The organism is Haemophilus sp. C1, assembly GCF_001276515.1.
Taxonomy (GTDB): Bacteria; Pseudomonadota; Gammaproteobacteria; order Enterobacterales; family Pasteurellaceae; genus Haemophilus.
On sequence record NZ_LDVZ01000003.1, the window covers coordinates 53,592 to 75,083 of the forward strand.

Sequence of the window (21,492 nt, forward strand, 5' to 3'; positions counted from 1 at the left end):
AAAATATTCTGATGATTTTATAAATTTGATAGGGAAATTGTGAGGGGAAAACACAATATTTTTAAACTGGTCGAATACTCTCTATATCTAATTTTGCATCAAACTCATTGAGCAGAATTTGTAATTTACTATCTTTTTGCAACTCATTTTGAGCCTTTTCTCGCAATGCTTGATAAATATTACGGCGATATTCAATTGGCGTCGTGACATTGCTATCATCAATATTAATTGTTAATCGAATATCTTTACCTTGCAATTTACTCAAAGCTTCAACCAAATTTTTTATGCTTCTGTCTTGGCGTAAATGGGATTTTTCTGAATGTAGTCCAAGATTGATTTCATTATCAGTTTTGCTTTGTAAGAAACAATTTAACGCTAATTCTTTGCTAAATCCTGTTACGCCAGAACGTTCAACTATATCTGCCCACTCATCTTGTTGTTGAGTTTGGGTAATGATTTTTAAACGTAATTCAGGCGTAATATCTTTCAAAATAGCCTGTTTTATATCGGAAGGACGAACGCCTGTATCGGCTTTAGCAAGTTCTGGATTGCTCCATTCCCAACGATAGGTGTCAGCACTCAAGATTTCTTGCTCATCTTGAGCAATTTCTACATTATCATCACTTGAATTTTCTTCAGTGGTATTTTCTTGTAGAGCCTGTGCGGCATTTAGTACTGATATAGGCTTTTCTATGTGCTTGGGCTTCGGCTCAGTCATTTCTCGCACGGGAAGTGCGGTCATTTTTTTATGGGATTTTTCTTCATCCAGTTCTTGGATGTGATGTAAAGTTTCACTTACTACAGCTACAGATTCAGCTTTTTGAACTTGACGTTCTTGGTTTTCCAGTTGTGTTAAATGTTCAAGCGCATCTAAAGCCGAAAGGCTTGCTAAATTTGGAATGCTCGTTTTATTTGGTTTTGCTTGAGAATAAGCAGATTTGATACTTTGCGACAGTACCGGAACATCTACATAATTACCTGTATTTTCAACCGCACTTGGCGTTGATGGTGGTGGAGTAATTGTAGTGTTAGCCTTTGGTACTGCCGTAAGGAACTTTGGGTGGAATGCCAATGCCCTCAATAATGTCATTTCTGCACCAATACGACGGTTTGGCGCATTTGATAAATCTTTTCTACCAGAAACAATAACTTGATAAAAAAACTGAACATCTTCTGGGGAGATATGTTTGGCTAAAAATGAAAAATGTTCATTGTCATCTGAAGATTTTTGTGGAAGAAGTTGCATGAGTGCAATTTGATGTAATTTTTCTGCACATTCGCCAAGTAATTTGTCCCAATCGCCTGCCGCATCTGCAACTCTTTGCAGTGTTCGCATTAAGAGTTCGCCATTGCCTTGGTGTAAGGCGTATAAAATATCAACAGAATAGTTATCATCAAGCAACCCTAACATATTGTTTACAACACTATTTGTAACTTGTCGGTCGCCCATTGCAATGGCCTGATCCGTTAAACTTAAGCTATCACGAATACTTCCTTGCGCCGCTTTTGCAAGTTTAACTAATGCAGGCTCTTCAAAAGGAATATTTTCTTGCGTCAAAATATGGGCAAGATGCTGGGAGATTTGGGTTTCATCTAATGCTTTGAGATGAAATTGTAAACAGCGAGAAAGAATAGTTACAGGTAATTTTTGTGGATCCGTTGTCGCGAGTAAGAATTTTACATATTCTGGCGGTTCTTCCAATGTCTTGAGCAACGCATTAAATGAATGACGAGATAGCATATGGACTTCATCGATTAAGTAAACCTTAAATCTTCCCACAACAGGTTTATATTGCACGTTATCCAATAATTCACGCGTGTCTTCAACTTTTGTGCGAGATGCCGCATCAATTTCAATTAAATCAATGAAATTGCCTTGCTCAATGGCTTTACAATTTTCACATTCGCCACAAGGTGTTGCGGTTACCCCGTGAACACAGTTTAATCCTTTTGCAAATAATCTGGCAATAGAGGTTTTTCCTACACCACGCGTGCCAGAAAAGAGATAGGCGTGATGTAGTCGATTATCTTTTAATCCATTTGCTAATGCCGTGATAATGTGTTCTTGCCCAACGACATCAGCAAATGTTTTTGGTCGCCACTTTCTGGCTAAGACTTGATAGCTCATCTAATCCTTAATTAATGACCTTCAAAATTGACGAGTGTATAGCAATCAACGCCTAAATTATTTAAGCGTTTTTCGCCACCTAATTCAGGTAAATTAATCACAAATGCAGCGTGTTTTACCGCTCCACCTAAACGTTGTACTAATTTTACCGTCGCTTCAACGGTGCCACCTGTTGCTAATAAATCATCAATGATTAAAACATTGTCACCTTCTGAAATTGCATCAACGTGCATTTCCAAAGTATCTTGACCATATTCTAATTGATAAGATTGAGAAATAGTTTCACGTGGTAATTTTTTAGGTTTACGTACTAATTCAAAAGGCAAACCTAAGGCTAAAGCTACAGGCGCACCAAAAATAAAACCACGAGATTCAGTTCCAAGCACTTTGGTAATTCCTTTATCGCGATATTGTTCCACAATAAGATCTATTGTTGCTTTAAAAGCTGCTGGAACTTCTAAAAGGGTAGTAATGTCGCGGAAGATAATGCCTTCTTTTGGATAGTTAGGAATTGATTTGATAGAAGATTTAATTAAATCAAGTTGTGTAGTCATAAATAATGCTCAAAAGTGCGGTAAAAAAATAAACGTTTTTAGGACGGTATCTTATCATAAAAAAATAAAAAGGTAGGAAAATAAAAATCCCCTATTGGGGATTTTTATTTAAGTTTGAATTTACAATTTAAGATGAATTAAAACTTCTTAAATAGAAATTATTTTTTCTTTGCTTTTGCATTTGGAAGGTCAGTGATTGAGCCTTCAAATACTTCCGCGGCTAAACCAACAGACTCGTGTAACGTTGGGTGTGCGTGGATAGTTAATGCGATATCTTCTGCGTCGCAACCCATCTCGATGGCAAGACCGATTTCACCTAATAATTCACCACCGTTAGAACCTACGATTGCACCGCCAAGTACGCGATGTGTATCTTTATCAAAGATTAACTTCGTCATACCTTCTGAACATTCAGACGCAATCGCACGACCTGATGCTGCCCAAGGGAATTTGGCCACTTCGTAGTTTAAACCTTCTTGTTTACATTCTTTCTCAGTTTTACCTACCCAAGCTACTTCTGGTTCAGTATAAGCGATTGATGGAATAACTTTAGGATCGAAGTAGTGTTTTTGTCCCGCAATGACTTCTGCAGCAACGTGGCCTTCGTGAACACCTTTGTGTGCTAACATTGGTTGGCCAACGATATCACCGATTGCAAAGATATGTGGCACGTTTGTACGCATTTGTTTATCAACATGAATGAAACCACGATCATCAACTTCAACGCCAGCTTTACCTGCATCAATCAATTTGCCATTTGGTACACGACCGATTGCAACTAGAACCGCATCATAACGTTTAGTATCGTTGCATGCTTTACCTTCCATTGAAACGTAGATACCGTCATCTTTCGCTTCAACTGCAGTTACTTTGGTTTCAAGCATTAACTTGAATTTTTTCTCGATTTGTTTGGTATAAATTGCAACAACATCTTTATCCGCTGCAGGGATAACTTGGTCGAACATTTCCACAACTTCAATTTCTGAACCTAATGCGTGGTAAACCGTACCCATTTCTAAACCGATGATACCGCCACCCATAATGAGAAGTTTTTTAGGTACTTCTTTTAATTTAAGTGCATCCGTTGAGTTCCAAATACGCGGATCTTCATGTGGAATAAATGGTAATTCAATTGGGCGAGAACCTGCTGCAATAATAGCATTATCAAATTTGATTGTAGTTGGATGGCCATCGCGATCACGTGCGACTAAAGTATTAGGATCAGTAAATGCAGCTAATCCTTCAACAACAGTAACTTTGCGTGCTTTTGCCATACCCGCTAAACCATCAGTTAATTTAGCGACAACCGCTTCTTTACCTGCACGAACCTCATCTAAATCAATTCGTGGCTCGCCAAAGTAAATACCATTTTTACTTGCGTGTTTTGCTTCTTCAATCACTTTTGCTACGTGTAACAATGCTTTAGATGGAATACAACCTACATTTAAACATACCCCACCAAGGGTTGAATAACGTTCAACTAATACAGTTTCTAAGCCTAAATCCGCACAACGGAATGCTGCAGAGTAACCTGCCGGACCTGCACCAAGTACCACTACTTGGGTTTTGATTTCTTTACTCATTTTTACCTCGTAAAAACGTTTAAATAATTGACCGCACTTTTTGCGATCATAATGGATTTGCTAAAACGCCCTTTCTTCTAATTAGAAGAAAGGGGCGTTATTACATAATCAAACGGCGTAAATCCGCTAATACAGCGCCGATATAGCTGATGAATCGTGCACCATCTGCACCATCGATTACACGGTGGTCGAAGGATAATGACATTGGTAGAATTAAGCGTGGCGCAAATTCTTTACCATTCCATACTGGTTCCATCGATGATTTAGACACACCAAGGATGGCAACTTCTGGCGCGTTTACGATTGGTGCAAAGTGAGTTGTACCAATACCACCAAGACTTGAAATGGTGAAACAGCCACCTTGCATATCAGAAGCAGTTAATTTACCTTCACGTGCTTTTTTCGATACTTCCATTAACTCACGAGAAAGTTCGATAATGCCTTTTTTGTTCACATTTTTAAACACAGGCACAACTAAGCCGTTTGGTGTATCTACTGCCACACCGATGTTAATGTATTTTTTCAAGATCAGGCGTTGTGCATCTTCGGTAATTGAGCTATTGAAACGTGGATACGCTTCTAATGCTTTTGCCACCGCTTTCATAATGAACACAACTGGCGTGATTTTTACGCCGAGTTTTTGTTTTTCTGCTAACGCATTTTGTTCTTTACGGAATGCTTCTAAATCCGTGATATCTGCTTTATCGAAGTGAGTAACATGTGGAATCATGACCCAGTTACGATGTAAGTTAGCACCTGAAATTTTGTTGATACGACTTAATTCAACTTCTTCAATTTCGCCAAATTTACTGAAATCAACTTTTGGCCATGGTAATAAGCCTAAGCCAGCGCCATTTGCTACACCGTTGCTAGCAGCTTGTGCTGTTGCACCGTTTTCATAAGCTTTAACCGCTGTCTTCACATAAGCTTCGATATCTTCTTTAACGATACGACCTTTACGACCTGTACCTTTTACTTTATCTAAGTTTACGCCAAATTCACGTGCTAAACGACGAATAACTGGGGTAGCATGCGCATAGCCAGCACTTGCCACCACTTGTTCTTGACTTAAGCCAGATACATTGCCAGATTGAGCAGGTTGTGCAGCCGGCGCAGGTGATGTAACTTGTGGCGCTGGAGCAGATGTTTCTGCAGCTGGCACTGCACCAGCTACTTCAAAGCGCATAATTAATGAACCAGTCGATACTTTATCACCTGATTTCACGAGAATTTCTTTTACTACACCGCCGAATGGAGCCGGAACTTCCATTGACGCTTTATCACCTTCAACGGTAATTAATGATTGATCTTCTGAAACAGTATCACCAACGGCAACCATAATTTCAGTCACATTGACTTCATCGCCACCAATATCTGGCACATTCACATCTTTAATTGCAGATGTTGTGGCTGTTACAGGCGCAGCTGTTTGAGCTGGTGCTGATGCAGCAACTGGAGCAGCTGATGCAGTTTCAAATTTCATGATGAGTTTTCCAGTTGAAACTTTATCACCGACATTGATTAAAATTTCTTTTACTACACCTGCGATTGGTGCCGGAACTTCCATTGAAGCTTTATCGCCTTCAACATTGATGATTGATTGATCAACTTCAACGCTATCGCCCACTTTAACCATAATTTCAGTAACGTTTACTTCATCAGAACCGATGTCTGGTACGTTTACTTCAATAACAGCCGACGCAGTTGGCGCAGTAGCGGCTACTGGTGCAGCAGGTGCTTCAGCTACTGGCGCAGTATTTGCAGCTTCTAATACGAGCATTGGGGTGCCAGTTGTGACTTTATCACCGACTTTGACTAAAACCTCTTTAACAACACCCGCTTCTGGTGCAGGTACTTCCATTGAAGCTTTATCGCCTTCAACGTTAATGATAGATTGATCAACAGAAATGGTATCGCCTACGTTTACCATGACTTCTGTTACTGTAACTTCATCACTACCAATATCAGGAATTTGAATTTGTTTTGACATTTTTTTGTTCCTTTTAAAGTGCGGTCATAAAACACGATGTTTTTTGACCGCAGTTTTCATCAATTACGCGTAAAGCGGATTGATACGATCTACATTCAAACCGAATTTCGCAATCGCATCTGCAACAACTTGGTTAGATACTGTACCTTCTTTCGCTAATTGAGAAAGTGCAGCAACCACAACATAACGTGCATCAACTTCGAAGTGTTCACGTAAGTTTGCACGGCTGTCTGAACGACCGAAACCATCTGTACCTAACACATGATAATGACGACTTGGTACGAATGCACGGATTTGATCTGCGTATGCTTTAACATAGTCAGTTGAAGCAACGGTTGGTAAATCAGCTAATACTTGAGCAACGTATGGCACGCGTTGTGTCTCTGTTGGGTGTAATAAGTTCCAACGTGCAGCATCGTGACCTTCACGGGCTAATTCATTGAATGACGGTGCAGAAAATACATCTGAAGTCACACCGTAGTCATTTGCAAGAATTTGTGCTGCTTCATGAACGTGACGCATAATCGCACCAGAACCTAATAACTGAACGTGACCTTTGCCTTTTTTACCTTCCACTGTTTCAAATTTATATAAACCTTTACGGATACCTTCTTCCGCACCAGCTGGCATTGCAGGCTGATCCATGACTTCATTTAATGTTGTCATGTAATAGAATACATCTTCTTGTTTTTCGCCGTACATGCGGTTAATACCGTCTTGCATAATTACAGCAACTTCAAATGCAAATGATGGGTCGTAAGTGACACAGTTCGGAATGATACCTGCTTGAATATGGCTATGGCCATCTTCGTGTTGTAAACCTTCACCATTCAGGGTTGTACGACCAGAAGTACCACCCACCATGAAACCACGAGCTAATTGGTCGCCTGCAGCCCACATCATATCGCCCACACGTTGGAAACCAAACATTGAATAGTAAATGAAGAATGGAATCATTGGTTGGTTATTGACAGAGTAGGAGTTCGCTGCTGCTAACCAAGATGCGGTTGCACCTAATTCATTGATACCTTCTTGTAGAACTTGACCATCTTTTGCTTCACGATAGTAAGCCACTAAATCACGATCTGAAGGAACATAGTTTTGACCATGTGGGTTATAAATACCTACTTGACGGAATAAACCTTCCATACCGAAAGTACGTGCTTCATCAGCAATCATTGGAACGATAGTTTTACCAATGTTTTTATCTTTTAATAAGATGTTTAATGCACGAGTAAACGCCATAGTGGTTGAAATACCACGAGGTTGTTCTTCTAATAATGCTTTAAACTCTTCTAATGCAGGAACTTTATATTCAACATCAAATTTAGTACGACGAGCAGGAACATAACCGTTTAATGCTTTACGGTGTCCATGTAAGTACTCATACTCAGGCGTGCCTTCAGCAAATTTAATGTATTCTAATTTTTCTACTTGCTCATCGGTTAATGGTAATTCAAAGAAGTCACGGAAACCTTTAAGGCTTTCGTAAGACATTTTTTTAGATTGGTGAGCGGTGTTTTTACTTTCCGCTTCAGGAATTTTATAACCTTTAACTTGATGCGCTAAAATTACAACTGGTTTCGTTGCATTTTGTGCTTTTGCATAGGCTGCATATAATTTTTCGCTATCGTGTGCACCACGGCGTAATGCCCAAATTTCATCATCAGTCATATCTGCAACTAATGCAGCGGTTTCTGGATAACGACCGAAGAAATGTTCACGCACATAAGCACCATCTTTAGATTTGAAAGTCAAATAATCCCCATCAACCACTTCCATCATTAACTGAGTTAATTTACCTGAAGTATCTTTAGCGAATAATTTATCCCAATCGCTGCCCCATAAAACTTTAATGACTTCCCAGCCAGCACCAGTAAATAATCCTTCTAATTCTTGAACGATTTTACCGTTACCATTAACCGGGCCGTCTAAACGTTGTAAGTTACAGCTGATAGTGAAGATTAAGTTATCTAATTTCTCACGAGCCGCAAAAGTTAATGCACCTTTAGACTCAATTTCATCCATTTCACCATCGCCTAAGAAAGCATAGACTTTTTGATCTTTGGTATCTTTTAAGCCACGATTATCTAAGTATTTCAAGAAACGCGCTTGGTAGATGGCGTTCACAGGGCCTAACCCCATAGAAACCGTAGAGAATTGCCAGAATTCAGGCATTAATTTAGGGTGTGGATATGAAGATAAACCATCGGTAAAGGCTTCTTGACGGAAGTTATCCATTTGTTCTTCAGTTAAACGACCTTCTAAGAATGCACGCGCATACATACCCGGAGCAGCATGGCCTTGGAAGAAAATTAAGTCACCACCGTTTTTCTCGGTTGCGGCTTTGAAGAAGTGGTTATAGCACACTTCATACATGGTTGCTGCAGCTTGATAAGTTGAGATATGACCACCTAAGTCAAGATCTTTCTTCTGACTACGCAATACCATAGCAATAGCATTCCAACGCACAGCAGAACGAATACGACGCTCAATAACATGATCACCTGGGTAAGCAGGTTGTTCAGAAGCAGGGATAGTATTGACATAATCGGTCGTTACACCTGTCGGTAATGAAACACCGTTAGTGCGTGCTTGGCCGATAACTTGCTCAATAATATATTGTGCACGCTCTACGCCTTCTTCACGAATCAAAGAATCTAATGATTGTAACCAATCTTGAGTTTCGATTGGATCAACGTCATTTTTTAAAATCTCAGACATAGGTTTTCCTTATCTGTTAATTAAGTGAACATTAGTTTAGTAAACACTAAACACGAATATCAGAAATGCTTGCCTTTTTACAAACATTTAACAAATCTTGTAAATTTTAGAAGATTTTTTGAGATAAAGATAGTAAATTTTCATCAAATCTCCCTGTTGAGGGGCTTGTTAATCGGTAATCTTTTGAAAGTGCGGTAATTTTTTCGTGTGTTTTTTATGCTCACCGAAATCATCAGTAAAACATTGCATTCTGTAGGGCTTTGTTTTAAAGTTTTTCAAACTTATTTCAAAAGGAATCAATAATGCATACAACCACACGAACCCTCACTCAACACAAACGTATTGCACTTGTGGCTCATGATAGCTGCAAAAAAAATTTACTGAATTGGACTCAAAAACATAAAGATGCACTTAAGCCTCATATACTTTATGCAACAGGTACGACAGGGCATATCTTAGAACGAGAAACAGGTTTAAGCATTCAATCTTTATTAAGTGGTCCAATGGGCGGCGACCAGCAACTTGGCGGATTAATCGCAGAAAAGAAAATCGACATGATGATCTTCTTTTGGGATCCAATGAATGCCGCACCACATGATCCAGATGTGAAGGCCCTCATGCGTATTGCAACAGTGTGGAATATCCCTGTTGCGATTAATCAAAGCTCTGCAGATTTTCTTTTAACTTCAGTTTTATTTGAACAAGATGTCGAAATTGACGTGCCAGATTATGAAGGGTATTTAGAAGAGCGTTTAGCTTAAACTGCAACGAAAATTTACCGCACTTTATAGTTGTAGGGTGGGCGTTAGCCCACCAATAACCATCAAAAATGAATAAAAAAGGTGGGCTGAAGCCCACCCTACAATACTTTTCTTCTTCCCTCTATTTTATCAATTCGCCCAAATCGTCATAAATAAATAAAAAATTTTTTATTTTTAATCGTTTTCGCTTGCGTTTTTTTTTTTTTTTTTACAATCGGAAAGTTTTTATTGGTGTTTTTGTAAATAGATTTTTTATTTATAAAACCTCTCCTTTTCAATAAAAACATTCCTCTATTTTTATTTATTCCAAAGGAAAAATTATGAAACCAACCTTTAAAACAACCGCACTTGCGATTTTAGTTTCATTGGGTGCAACGGCTTGTCTTTCTAATTCTGATAATTCGCCAGCAAAACCAACACCCGTTCAACCGCAAAATTCATCAGATGCGCCAGCTATTACGCTTGCAACACCTGAAGACTATAATTATGAGGAAGCATCTAAAACGTCAAATGGAACGAAGTGGCGTACATTAGATTTAAATAATACAGCTTCAGATAATAATCCATCAGGCTCTAATGAACGTTTTGGAATTAATATCGTCGGGTCTGATTCTTTAGTGGCTGGTACTTTAGATTTAAACGAAATTTCAGGGAATAAATTAGGTTCTCATGAAGGGAAAAAAACAATAAACAATACAGAAGTGACATATGATGTAGTCAATTTGCCATATGCTAGCTATGGAATGGCAACGACTGAGGTTGATCCCGATCCAAGGAATCGTGCAAGAGAATCCAAAGAGCATGTAAAATATGTACTATATTTTGGGGGAGCATATTTACCTCAATCTGATGGACCTGGTTTGGGGGGGATTGGCAATGGTAAGTTTGCATATGAAGGAAATGTTAAGGCAATGGTAAAAGATATTCAGGGTGAGGTAATTGCTTATAATAAAAATGATGGTGTAGTAAAGCTAACTATAGATTCTAGTAAATTCTTAGCGGGGCGATCGAAAATACTTGATTTCTCTGGTGAAATGAGTAGTAAGCTATTAGGGCGTACAATTCAACTTAAGACTGATAAACCAGAGGACTTTATAACTTATCAAGATTATAAGGTTACTGGCGATGCAATCTATAACACTGATACTGATGGACGGTTTAAATTAGAATTTTATGGTAAGAGCGGTTTTTCTGATATGGCAGGTACAGCCACTATTTATAGCAACCCTCGTTCACCAAATGGTGATTTAGGTAGTATTGATGGCAAAAAAATTAGTAGTTATGAAGCAGTATTTGGCGGACAAATACAACCATAATAATTTAGCTATCACATTGTCGGCGGACTTTAGTCCGCCATTTTTATCTTCTTTTATAATGAGCTAATGTTCGCTTCAAATAACATATTGACCATAATGAAAAAAACATTCCTATTTCTCACCGTTCTTTTTCCCATTTTTGCCTCGGCAGAAATCTTAGTGCAAGATGTTCGTCAAATCCCAGTAAATACTGACTTTGATAATAAAATTAATATTGCGAAACCTGAAAAACGAGAACCAAATTTACCGCACTTAGGTACAGAACAAGCCGAACAAATTCAAATTACCCTTGAGCAACTTAAACAAAACCCAGTTTTAACCCACGAATTATTAACTCGTGCCATTTATGCCCGCAATCCAGAAATGATTAAAAAATTGCTGGAAATTTACCGCACTTTTCCAAATCGTGACCCGATTATGGAACGCTTTGCGGAAGGGAAATTGGCTGCGATAACGGAAAACTATACTGTAGCCATTGATAAATATCGTGAAATTTTAGCCAAAAATCCAAATTTAAATCCTGTGCGAATTGAACTGGCTATCGCTTTATTCAATCAAAAACAAGATGGTGCTGCCAAAGACCAATTTGAAAAAGCGCAAACTGCAGGGAATTTACCGCCTCAAGTTAAGCGTTTAATGGATGCTTATTTAGAGGCTTTAAAAGAACGTGATAGCTGGAATGTGGATTTTTCTTTTAACTATGTGCGAGATACCAATGTGAATAATGTCGGCAGTGGACGCCGTTTAGTTCTACGTAATGGTGGGGTAATTACTCGCCCTGAATCAATGTTGCCTCAAACTGCACACGGATTGGCGTATTCACTGGATATTTCGAGAGATTTCAATTTATGGCGTTCTCATTACCTCACAGTGGGTAATGCGTTCGGGGGCAAGAGTTATTGGGATAATCATGAATTTGATGATATTTCCAACCGCACTTTTGTTGGCTATGCGCATAAAACCACGAAGCAAAATTTCCGTATTAAACCTTTTTATGAAAAACGTTGGTATGGTGGCGAAAGTTACCGTTGGTCTAACGGGGCAAGGGTAGAATTTTCTCGTTGGTTAAGCCCGAATTGGCAGATTTCTACGGCGGGAGAATTTTCCAAACAACGTTATCTCGACAGTACATCACAAAACGGCAATAACAAACTAATTTCAGCAACCTTACTTTGGGCAAGAACACCAAAACAGTTTTTCTATCTCGGTTCTGATTTTATGGCAGAAAGAACGAAGGTTCGTCAATATAGTTCAGACACTAAAAGTTTACGTTTAGGTTGGGGACAAGAGTGGGGATGGCTTGGTTTTTCTTCTCGTTTAAATTTATCTTTTACGCAAAGGCAATACAAAGATGTATTAACTTTGGGTTCATACCAAACCCCGTTAGGCTTGCTTGATCTTTCCGTAGGTAAAAAACGAAAAGATAAAATTTACGGTGTGAATTTATCCCTATGGAAACGTGACTGGCATATTTGGGGGATTACGCCAAAACTCCAATTAAGCTGGCGTAAACAAGATAGTAATATTCCAGAAATGTATTCTTACACTCAGAAGAATGTGAATGTGTTATTTGAGAAAACCTTTTAATTAAATACAAAACAGGGCGATAATTTATCGCCCTGTTTTTGTTATCATCCAAATCCCCCCATCACAAGCATAAAGAGTACCATTTTTAACTGTTCTTCTGGGATTGGCTTACCATTTAGTTTCAATTCGTTATTCTCTAAAGCAAGCGTTAATGTGACGGTTTTATCGGTGTTTACGATAATGCCATTTGCTTCGTCTTCAGCAATTAATTCGTCCATTCTGTAAACTAAATCTTGTTTTTGATTTTCTGGTGTAAATTTAGATAATAATGAAATTGCAGTTTCTTTATTCACATCAAAATTGATCGAAAAATCTTTGAATTGTTTGTATAAGCCACTGCGCATTAAATCAAATTTAGGGTTTGGCACTAAAGCAATGTTCAGATCTAATGCCACTTTGCCTTTTTCATCAGAAATAGAAAGAGGGGCTAATTTAATTTGAGGCTGATTATTCGCAATGACCATGCCTGCTTGTTGTAATTTTTGCACCAATGGTTTAGGTAACGGCATATCTGAATCAGCCTTGCCTATTGCCACTAAAATGTTTAAAAGTTCTTGTAAAGCATTGCCATCAATATGGTTGAATTCTACATTGTTGGTCACTTTACCTAAGTTATTGCCATTAATATGTAATTCATCCAGATTTGTTTTATTTATGATATTTACTGTATCACCCTCAACTTGTGTAGTTAAATTTGCTTGGCTGTTTTTCTGAATAAGAGAGAATTTTTCGCCAGTCTCTGCAGATTCGGTATTTTGCTCAAAATAGCCTATTTTACTATTGATATTCCCACTATAAATAAATGGCCATTTTGTGCTTTGCAACGAGCCTTGTACGACAAGATCTTTTATTTTAATTGATGAAGCGATTGAAACTGCATGATTTGGGTCATTTGAATTAAATGCATCTACAGATAGTGTATAATTGCTTGGTTCATTTTTGTCTAAATCAACATTTAATACGACATTTGACCAATCAAAGTCAGCCTTAGATTGCTCATTGTGATATTGCCCCGATGTAAGTTTTAATTCCGCATTACCGTTTAAGGCATAATTCATTGCGAAATTAAGTTGTAACGGTTTCTCTGATTTTGTGATGTCAAAGAGTGCTTGAGTTGTTTCATTTTTTCCTAACAAGGTTTGGCTTGAGAAAATGGTTGGAACGAAATTCAGTTTTGCCACACGATCAAGCGGCAAAGGCCCGTGATAAAGTATTGATGATAAAGGAATAATGATCGTTTCATTTGCCTTGTGGATTTCTATTTGATCTTGAATATGAGACGCAAATAATCCTCTATCAAATTTTATATTTTTATAAAAAATTTTACTTTCTTCTAATGCATCTGTTTTGGCAAATAGTTGATTTAACTGGTTGAGTTGATGTAAATATTCTTCTTCCGCTTTTTTCCCTGTAAACCATGCACCTGTACACCAAACGGCAGCAAGAGCAACGATTACGCCTGCAGCAATTTTTGATTTTTTCATTTATTTCTTTCCTATTTTAAAGTAAAAATTTTCGCCAAATTTATCACAAATCCCTTTTTCTTGCCTGAAAATTTTTGTTTTCCCCTTGAAGTTCATTATTTGAGACTTATCTTGAAAAACAAGAACGGAAATCACCGCACTTTAAGAAATAAAAAATTTTTAAAATTTTCTCTTGAAATGCGAAAGAATATCCACATCTTACAATTCGTAACAAATTACCCCGAATTTTAAAATTTTTACTAGGAGTACAAAATGGGAAAAATTATTGGTATTGACTTAGGTACAACAAACTCTTGTGTAGCAGTAATGGACGGCGACAAAGCGCGCGTAATTGAAAATGCAGAAGGTGCACGTACAACCCCTTCAATTATTGCTTATACAGATAATGAAACCTTAGTTGGTCAGCCTGCAAAACGTCAAGCAATCACCAACCCGAAAAATACATTGTTTGCGATTAAACGTTTAATTGGTCGTCGTTTTGAAAGCGAAGAAGTTCAACGCGATATTAAAATTATGCCTTTCGAAATCGTGCGTGCAGATAACGGCGATGCGTGGGTAAATGTAAAAGGCGATAAGTTAGCGCCGCCACAAATCTCTGCTGAAGTATTGAAAAAAATGAAAAAAACTGCAGAAGATTTCTTGGGTGAATCTGTAACAGAAGCGGTAATTACTGTTCCTGCATACTTTAACGATGCACAACGTCAAGCAACGATTGATGCAGGTAAAATCGCAGGTTTAGATGTTAAACGTATCATCAATGAACCAACAGCGGCTGCGTTAGCATTCGGTTTAGGTTCAAGCAAAGAGAACCAAGTGATCGCAGTTTACGACTTAGGTGGTGGTACATTCGATATTTCAATCATCGAAATTGATAACTTTGATGGCGAACAAACTTTCGAAGTATTAGCAACTGGTGGTAACACTCACTTAGGTGGTGAAGACTTCGATAACCGTGTAATTGATTACATTATTGATGAGTTCAAAAAAGAACAAAACATCGATTTACGTAATGACCCAATGGCATTACAACGCGTAAAAGAAGCAGCAGAGAAAGCTAAAATTGAACTTTCATCAGCTCAATCTACTGAAGTGAACCTTCCGTACATCACTGCAGATGCTACAGGCCCTAAACACTTAGCATTAAATATCACTCGTGCAAAATTAGAAGCATTAGTAGAAGATTTAGTGGCAAGCTCAATTGAGTCTTTGAAAGCTGTATTAAAAGATGCAGGTAAAAGCGTAAGTGAAATCCACGATATTATTCTTGTGGGTGGACAAACTCGTATGCCACTTGTACAACAAAAAGTTGCTGAGTTCTTTGGTAAAGAAGCTCGTAAAGATGTTAACCCTGATGAAGCGGTAGCAATCGGTGCGGCAGTTCAAGGTGGTGTATTAAAAGGTGATGTGAAAGACGTTCTTTTATTAGATGTTACTCCGTTATCACTTGGTATCGAAACCATGGGCGGTGTGATGACCACTTTAATTGAGAAAAACACAACGATTCCAACCAAAAAATCGCAAGTGTTCTCAACAGCAGAAGATAACCAAAGTGCAGTAACCATTCACGTTCTTCAAGGTGAACGTAAACGTGCATCAGACAATAAATCTTTAGGTCAATTCAACCTAGAAGGTATTAATCCTGCACCGCGTGGTATGCCACAAATCGAAGTAACATTTGATATTGATGCAAACGGTGTAATCAACGTATCTGCAAAAGATAAAAATACGGGTAAAGAACAACAAATTCGTATTCAAGCATCATCTGGTTTATCTGATGAAGAAATTCAACAAATGGTGCGTGATGCAGAAGCAAATGCTGATGCAGACCGTAAATTTGAAGAACTTGTTCAAGCACGTAACCAAGCAGATGGTATCGCACATGCAACTCGCAAACAAATTACCGAAGCAGGTGATGCGTTAGCTGCTTCAGACAAAGAGAAAATTGAAGCAGCAGTCGCTGAGCTTGAAACAGCGGCAAAAGGTGAAGATAAAGCAGAAATTGAAGCAAAAATTGAAGCGGTAATTAAAGCCTCTGAACCATTAATGCAAGCTGCTCAAGCAAAAGCTCAACAAGCTGGTGGCGAGCAACCACAACAATCATCAGCAAAAGATGATGGCGTGGTAGATGCTGAATTTGAAGAAGTGAAAGATAATAAATAATTCACCGCTCTTCTTAGCATAAACAAAGGGCGTGGAAACACGCCCTTTTGGTGTATATAAATGATCCCCCTCTTTAGAAAAGAGGGGTTAGGGGAGATTTGATAGCGATATCAAATTTTCTTATGAGCTAAATTTACTTCTGCCAAATCTCCCCCCGCCCCTCTTTGCTAAAGAGGGGAGTATGTTACAAGTGGTCAAATTTCTATAAAATTTACAAACGAAACATTATGGCAAAAAAAGATTACTACGAAGTCCTTGGCCTACAAAAAGGGGCGAGTGAGAATGATATTAAACGTGCGTATAAACGTTTAGCATCTAAACATCATCCTGATAAAAACCAAGGCAGTAAAGAAGCGGAAGAAAAATTCAAAGAAATTAATGAAGCTTATGAAGTATTAGGCGACGATCAAAAACGCGCAGCCTACGATCAATATGGCCACGCAGCCTTTGAACAAGGTGGTGGCGCTGGTGGTTTCGGTGGCGGCTTTGGCGGTGCTGATTTTGGTGATATGTTCGGCGATATCTTTGGCGATATTTTTGGTGGCGGTGGCCGTGGTCGTCAGCGCGTTGTTCGTGGCGAAGACTTACGCTATGACTTAGAAATCACTTTAGAAGAAGCTGTAAAAGGTACAACGAAAGATATTCAAATCAATACTCTTGCCCATTGTGATAGTTGTGGTGGTTCTGGCGCAGAACAAGGCTCTAAAGTTGAAACCTGTCCACATTGCCACGGTTCGGGTCGAATTCGTCGTCAACAAGGTTTCTTTGTATCTGAAAGTATTTGTCCAACTTGTCATGGTAGCGGTAAGAAAATTGAAAAACCTTGTCATAGCTGTCATGGAGAAGGGCGAGTTCATAAGAAAGAAAATCTTTCAGTAAAAATTCCTGCAGGTGTAGATACGGGTAACCAACTTCGTTTAGCAGGAAAAGGCGCAGCAGGCGAAAATGGCGCGCCAGCTGGGGATTTATATGTTGTGATTCACGTGAGAGAACATAATATTTTTGAACGTGACGGTAACAACTTATATTGTGAAGTACCAATTAGCTTTGCCACAGCTGCACTTGGTGGGGAAATTGAAGTGCCAACCTTAGATGGCCGAGTGAAGCTTAAAATCCCAGCTGAAACGCAAACTGGAAAATTATTCCGCATGCGAGGCAAAGGTGTCGCCTCTACACGTAGTGGCTATGCGGGCGATTTGATTTGCCGTATCGTGGTCGAAACGCCAGTTAATTTAACCAGCGAACAAAAAGAATTACTTCAAAAACTTGAAGAAAGTTTACAGGGTAAAGATTTAAGTAAACACGCACCAAAATCTTCAGGATTTTTAGACGGTGTGAAAAAATTCTTTGATAACTTGGGTAAATCTGACAAATAAAGGTAATGAAAAAGTCCGCATTTCGCGGACTTTTTTATATGCAAATAATCTCTTCTAAAAATTACCGCACTTTTTGTGCTTTTTGTTCAATGGCACTATTTGCGGATAGTATATTCGCCTTCACACACCCATTTATAACTTGTTAATGCTTCTAATCCCATTGGGCCGCGAGCATGGAGTTTTTGGGTACTCACGGCAACTTCTGCGCCTAATCCAAATTGTCCGCCATCAGTAAAGCGTGTGCTTGCATTCACATAAACGGCAGCAGCATCGACTTGATTAATAAATTGACGGGCTAGGATTTGTGAGGAAGTTAAGATACTTTCAGAATGTTGCGTACCATATTGGCGGATATGCTCAATAGCAGCATGAATATCTTCCACAACAACCACATTCAAATCCAATGATCCCCATTCTTCGCGCAATTCTTTTTCTGTCACTTCGCAGACGTTCGCACCCGCTTGTTTCAATATATTAAGTGCGGTGGATTTTGCGTGATATTTTACGTTTTTGACAGCGAGATGAGAGACCAGTTTGGGTAAAAATTCTTCAGCAATAGAACGTTGTACTAACAACGTCTCTAAAGTGTTACAAGTGCTTGGACGTTGTGTTTTAGCGTTATCAATAACAAAAATCGCTTTATTTTGATCCGCACTTTCTTCAACGAAAGTATGGCAAACACCTACACCACCCACAATAACAGGAATAGTCGAATGTTGTTTACACAATTCATGTAAACCCGCACCACCGCGAGGAATAATCATATCCACATAGCGATCTAGTTTTAATAATTGCATAACGAGTTCACGGTTTGGATCGGTAATGGCTTGCACAGCAAATTTTGGTAAGCCTGCTTGCTCTAAAGCATTTTGCACAACTTCGATTAAGATCTTGTTAGAAAACTGCGTTTCTTTACCACCGCGTAAAATCACTGCATTACCGGTTTTAAGGCAAAGACTTGCCACATCAATGGTTACATTTGGGCGAGCTTCATAAATTGTACCAATGACGCCGAGCGGAGTGCGTATGCGTTCGATTTTAAGTCCGCTATCCAATGTACCGCCGTCTATGATTTTACCCACAGGATCTGCAAGTGAAATAACATGGCGTACATCATTAGCAATGCCTTGCAAACGTTCTTGCGTGAGCAGTAGGCGATCAATCAAAGCATCGGATAATCCATTTTGTTTGGCAAGGTCAATATCTTTTGCGTTTTCGGCTAAGATAAGAGGGGATTGTTGTTCGAGTTGTTCTGCAATAATGGATAATGCACGATTTTTTTCAGCAGTGGTGAGTTGAGCCAAGATAAATGCTGCATCTTTGGCTTGTTTACCCATTTGTTCTAACATAATTATTTCCTTTATTGTATTTATTTCTTTTTATTTGGCAGCTTATCTTGTTCTTCCGATGTGAGTTCTTGGTAATTAAACACTGGCAACCCCCATTCGAAATGAATAGCTAAAAGACGTAAAGTAAAGCTGCTAATAAGTGTGAGTAACACAGCAAGTGTATGTTCTACTTGAAGTGTGCTTAATGCGTAATAAGTCAGCGTGGCAAATAGCGCAATGCTGGCGTAGAGTTCTTTTTGGAACACGAGAGGAATTCGATTGCATAGCATATCGCGTAAAACACCGCCAAAAGCACCCGTAATACAGCCTGCAATACAAACAATAGTGAGGCTATGTCCCATATCCATTGCAATTTGCGCGCCAATAATGGAATACACCACTAACCCCATCGCATCGAGCACCAAGAAAATAGTGCGGAAATAGCGCATAAAATGATTGATGAATGGCGCAACATATACGGTAATTACCGCCGCACTTGCCACCATTAAAAAATATTCTGGGTGCTTAACCCAGCCGAGAGGATAATGCCCAAGCAGTACATCACGCACAGAGCCACCGCCAATGGCAGTGACGGATGCGATAATAATCACGCCAAAAATATCCATTTTTTCACGACCAGCCGCAAGTGCACCTGTCATTCCTTCAGCGGTGATACCGATGATATATAAAATACTAAGTAACATTCATGTACCTAAGTGCGGTTAAAATTGGTTTCATTCTACTTTAAAATTTAATGAATTTTTAGCATAATGGCGCATTATTTTTTCAGACGTCAAAATTATGTCAGAACAATCTTCTAAATATATCGCAGCATTGCTTGCGGTATTATCAATCTTAATGGTGCTTGGCATCGATCTATTTATTTTTTCTTTGCAATCTGAAAAGCAAACAATGCCTCACTTAGGTGTAGGTGTGTTGGTTGCCCAGTTAATTTCTTTATTGGTGTTTTATCGCGGCGAAATTTGCCCGGGACAACGTGGTCGTTTAATCAAAGTGAATCTGACTTTTGCCATTTATTGGGCAGTATGGTTGGTGATAAGTTTATTGCAGAATAATCACACTCTTACTAACGTGATGAGCGTATCTGGTCTTTCTGTCGTGTATTTTATTTGGAAACAACCAAAAACTGAAAAAATCCGTAATAGCTTTTTATTGATGGCTGCATTAATTGCGGGTTTAGGTTGCTTGAGTTATTTAATGATTTTTACCGTGCTTCCTGCGAGTGATTTTGCTGAATATAACCCGTTTGCACCGATTTTATCTGGCGTGATTTTGACAAATCTTGCGCTTGTGATTGCACGAAATCGTTTACAAGGTTTTATTGCATTGTTTCCGTTAGCCATGATTATATTGCTCGCCTTAAATGCTTTGGCAATGTTTTTATTTTTACTTTTAAATGGCATGGAAAGTGCGGTTAATTTTGACAGTATTTTCGCTTACATCATTTATTTTGTTTGCCATTTTGTTATTGCGGCTATTCTGATTTTACATAGTTTCCAAAAGTGGAAATTATCTGCCAATAGTTTATTTATCCTATTATTTATTGCTGTTTGCTTGCCGTTATGGATGGTCTTCGCTTAATGGAAAAGCAGAATAATATTGCCTCTTTGATGTTGGTGGTAGGCTGTATTTTATTTGGCTTAGGTAGCTTGATTGTTAAGTTTGTGCCTGTCGGTGCTTATGCAATTGCTTTTTGGCGATTATTAATTGCATCGGGCATTTTCTATTTTTTAGTGAAACTAAAACGCCAACATTTTCCAAAAAGTAAAAAAGCCTTATTTTTTGCCGCACTTTCTGGAGTATTTTTAGCGTTTGATCTTGCCTTTTGGCATGAAAGTATTTACGCCGTAGGTCCAGGCATTTCTACTTTATTAAATAGCTTGCAAATTTTTTGTTTGGCTGCCATTGGTTTTGTCTTTTTTGCCGAACGTCAAAGTAAACTACAAATATTAAGTTTGTTTTTGGCGATAGTTGGCGTAGCGTTAATTTCTGTCGAAGAATTACAGCATAATATTGACGGAATTTATGGCATTGTGATTGGTTTAATTTCAGCGGTAATGTTGGCTGGTTCTATGGTGATGGTGAAAAAAGTTCATCAAGAAGAGCAAACAGCATTATTTCCATTGATGTTAATTATCAGTTTGACTGGTGCTTTAGTGCTGCTTGTCCCATCTTTAATTTTCAATTCAAATAATCTTTATCCAACAACATGGCAGGATTGGGGATTAGTCGTGATTTATGGTGCGGTGATGCAGTGCGTAGCTTGGGGTATGATTGCTTATTCAATCCCTTTGCTTTCGCTAAGTGTTACTGGATTATTGTTACTCACGGAGCCAGTAGCTGCATTGTTGATTGATTATTTCTATTTGGATAAAGCGATTAATCTTTGGCAATGGCTTGGTGCATTGCTCACTTTATTTGCGATTTATTTAGGATCGAAACGTTAGAAATTAATGTTCCCTCACAAATATTGAGGGAAC

The 21,492-nt window shown here is 38.6% G+C and carries 15 protein-coding genes; 7 read left to right on the forward strand and 8 right to left on the reverse strand.

What is annotated here, in order from left to right; genetic code table 11:
• Nucleotides 1-61 precede the first annotated feature (61 nt).
• The 5 genes from dnaX to aceE form a co-directional block, all read right to left on the reverse strand.
• Nucleotides 62-2,128 carry a DNA polymerase III subunit gamma/tau gene (dnaX, locus tag ABW51_RS01990; protein ID WP_053465348.1) on the reverse strand — a complete coding sequence of 689 codons (2,067 nt, stop codon included), beginning with the start codon at nucleotides 2,126-2,128 and terminating at the stop codon, nucleotides 62-64.
• Between the two features lie 11 nt (nucleotides 2,129-2,139).
• Nucleotides 2,140-2,682 (reverse strand): adenine phosphoribosyltransferase, encoded by a 543-nt coding sequence (gene apt, locus ABW51_RS01995; RefSeq protein ID WP_005650156.1) that lies wholly within the window; start codon nucleotides 2,680-2,682, stop codon nucleotides 2,140-2,142.
• A 158-nt stretch (nucleotides 2,683-2,840) separates the two neighbouring features.
• A complete protein-coding gene (gene lpdA / locus ABW51_RS02000) occupies nucleotides 2,841-4,265 on the reverse strand; it encodes a dihydrolipoyl dehydrogenase (RefSeq protein ID WP_053465349.1) in 1,425 nt (474 codons plus the stop codon).
• 100 nt (nucleotides 4,266-4,365) lie between these two features.
• The gene (gene aceF / locus ABW51_RS02005; protein ID WP_053465350.1) at nucleotides 4,366-6,255 is read right to left on the reverse strand and encodes a pyruvate dehydrogenase complex dihydrolipoyllysine-residue acetyltransferase; all 1,890 of its coding nucleotides are present in this window, start codon (nucleotides 6,253-6,255) and stop codon (nucleotides 4,366-4,368) included.
• A 63-nt stretch (nucleotides 6,256-6,318) separates the two neighbouring features.
• Complete coding sequence (gene aceE / locus ABW51_RS02010; RefSeq protein WP_053465351.1) at nucleotides 6,319-8,979, reverse strand: pyruvate dehydrogenase (acetyl-transferring), homodimeric type; 2,661 nt, start codon at nucleotides 8,977-8,979, stop codon at nucleotides 6,319-6,321.
• A 302-nt stretch (nucleotides 8,980-9,281) separates the two neighbouring features.
• Between aceE and mgsA the strand changes: the two genes are divergently transcribed.
• The 3 genes from mgsA (at nucleotide 9,282) to ABW51_RS02025 (ending at nucleotide 12,643) form a co-directional block, all read left to right on the forward strand.
• Nucleotides 9,282-9,740, forward strand: a complete 459-nt coding sequence (gene mgsA, locus ABW51_RS02015) for a methylglyoxal synthase (RefSeq protein WP_053465352.1) — start codon at nucleotides 9,282-9,284, stop codon at nucleotides 9,738-9,740.
• 320 nt (nucleotides 9,741-10,060) lie between these two features.
• Nucleotides 10,061-11,056: a hypothetical protein gene (locus tag ABW51_RS02020; RefSeq protein ID WP_053465353.1), complete on the forward strand. Its 996-nt coding sequence runs from the start codon at nucleotides 10,061-10,063 to the stop codon at nucleotides 11,054-11,056.
• 96 nt (nucleotides 11,057-11,152) lie between these two features.
• Nucleotides 11,153-12,643, forward strand: coding sequence for a surface lipoprotein assembly modifier (locus ABW51_RS02025; RefSeq protein ID WP_053465354.1), 1,491 nt, complete (start codon nucleotides 11,153-11,155; stop codon nucleotides 12,641-12,643).
• Nucleotides 12,644-12,687: 44 nt separating this feature from the next.
• Here ABW51_RS02025 and ABW51_RS02030 read toward each other — a convergent pair whose 3' ends face one another.
• Nucleotides 12,688-14,127, reverse strand: a complete 1,440-nt coding sequence (locus tag ABW51_RS02030; RefSeq protein ID WP_053465355.1) for a YdgA family protein — start codon at nucleotides 14,125-14,127, stop codon at nucleotides 12,688-12,690.
• Nucleotides 14,128-14,379: 252 nt separating this feature from the next.
• Here ABW51_RS02030 and dnaK point away from each other — a divergent pair, with 252 nt between their 5' ends.
• On the forward strand, nucleotides 14,380-16,287 hold the full coding sequence (gene dnaK / locus ABW51_RS02035; protein WP_053465356.1) for a molecular chaperone DnaK: 1,908 nt from the start codon (nucleotides 14,380-14,382) through the stop codon (nucleotides 16,285-16,287).
• A 227-nt stretch (nucleotides 16,288-16,514) separates the two neighbouring features.
• Nucleotides 16,515-17,663, forward strand: a complete 1,149-nt coding sequence (dnaJ, locus tag ABW51_RS02040) for a molecular chaperone DnaJ (protein ID WP_053465357.1) — start codon at nucleotides 16,515-16,517, stop codon at nucleotides 17,661-17,663.
• A 95-nt stretch (nucleotides 17,664-17,758) separates the two neighbouring features.
• On the opposite strand, the gene proA is transcribed toward dnaJ, so the two are convergent.
• Both proA and ABW51_RS02050 read right to left on the reverse strand, forming a co-directional pair.
• On the reverse strand, nucleotides 17,759-19,012 hold the full coding sequence (gene proA / locus ABW51_RS02045) for a glutamate-5-semialdehyde dehydrogenase (RefSeq protein WP_053465358.1): 1,254 nt from the start codon (nucleotides 19,010-19,012) through the stop codon (nucleotides 17,759-17,761).
• A gap of 20 nt (nucleotides 19,013-19,032) precedes the next feature.
• Complete coding sequence (locus tag ABW51_RS02050; RefSeq protein ID WP_005652973.1) at nucleotides 19,033-19,695, reverse strand: trimeric intracellular cation channel family protein; 663 nt, start codon at nucleotides 19,693-19,695, stop codon at nucleotides 19,033-19,035.
• Nucleotides 19,696-19,792: 97 nt separating this feature from the next.
• Between ABW51_RS02050 and ABW51_RS02055 the strand changes: the two genes are divergently transcribed.
• Both ABW51_RS02055 and ABW51_RS02060 read left to right on the forward strand, forming a co-directional pair.
• Nucleotides 19,793-20,593, forward strand: a complete 801-nt coding sequence (locus ABW51_RS02055) for a hypothetical protein (RefSeq protein ID WP_053465359.1) — start codon at nucleotides 19,793-19,795, stop codon at nucleotides 20,591-20,593.
• A complete protein-coding gene (locus tag ABW51_RS02060) occupies nucleotides 20,575-21,459 on the forward strand; it encodes a DMT family transporter (RefSeq protein ID WP_442902632.1) in 885 nt (294 codons plus the stop codon). Before ABW51_RS02055 ends, ABW51_RS02060 begins: the two co-directional genes overlap by 19 nt.
• Nucleotides 21,460-21,492: the final 33 nt, after the last annotated feature.

Bases quoted from the DNA above. Each gene is read 5' to 3' on its own strand.
- aceF (WP_053465350.1), bottom strand. From the start codon at position 6,255: ATGTCAAAACAAATTCAAATTCCTGATATTGGTAGTGATGAAGTTACA.
- ABW51_RS02055 (WP_053465359.1), top strand. From the start codon at position 19,793: ATGTCAGAACAATCTTCTAAATATATCGCAGCATTGCTTGCGGTATTA.
- ABW51_RS02020 (WP_053465353.1), top strand. From the start codon at position 10,061: ATGAAACCAACCTTTAAAACAACCGCACTTGCGATTTTAGTTTCATTG.
- ABW51_RS02050 (WP_005652973.1), bottom strand. From the start codon at position 19,695: ATGTTACTTAGTATTTTATATATCATCGGTATCACCGCTGAAGGAATG.
- ABW51_RS02025 (WP_053465354.1), top strand. From the start codon at position 11,153: ATGAAAAAAACATTCCTATTTCTCACCGTTCTTTTTCCCATTTTTGCC.
- apt (WP_005650156.1), bottom strand. From the start codon at position 2,682: ATGACTACACAACTTGATTTAATTAAATCTTCTATCAAATCAATTCCT.
- ABW51_RS02060 (WP_442902632.1), top strand. From the start codon at position 20,575: ATGGATGGTCTTCGCTTAATGGAAAAGCAGAATAATATTGCCTCTTTG.
- proA (WP_053465358.1), bottom strand. From the start codon at position 19,012: ATGTTAGAACAAATGGGTAAACAAGCCAAAGATGCAGCATTTATCTTG.
- lpdA (WP_053465349.1), bottom strand. From the start codon at position 4,265: ATGAGTAAAGAAATCAAAACCCAAGTAGTGGTACTTGGTGCAGGTCCG.
- mgsA (WP_053465352.1), top strand. From the start codon at position 9,282: ATGCATACAACCACACGAACCCTCACTCAACACAAACGTATTGCACTT.
- ABW51_RS02030 (WP_053465355.1), bottom strand. From the start codon at position 14,127: ATGAAAAAATCAAAAATTGCTGCAGGCGTAATCGTTGCTCTTGCTGCC.
- aceE (WP_053465351.1), bottom strand. From the start codon at position 8,979: ATGTCTGAGATTTTAAAAAATGACGTTGATCCAATCGAAACTCAAGAT.
- dnaJ (WP_053465357.1), top strand. From the start codon at position 16,515: ATGGCAAAAAAAGATTACTACGAAGTCCTTGGCCTACAAAAAGGGGCG.
- dnaX (WP_053465348.1), bottom strand. From the start codon at position 2,128: ATGAGCTATCAAGTCTTAGCCAGAAAGTGGCGACCAAAAACATTTGCT.
- dnaK (WP_053465356.1), top strand. From the start codon at position 14,380: ATGGGAAAAATTATTGGTATTGACTTAGGTACAACAAACTCTTGTGTA.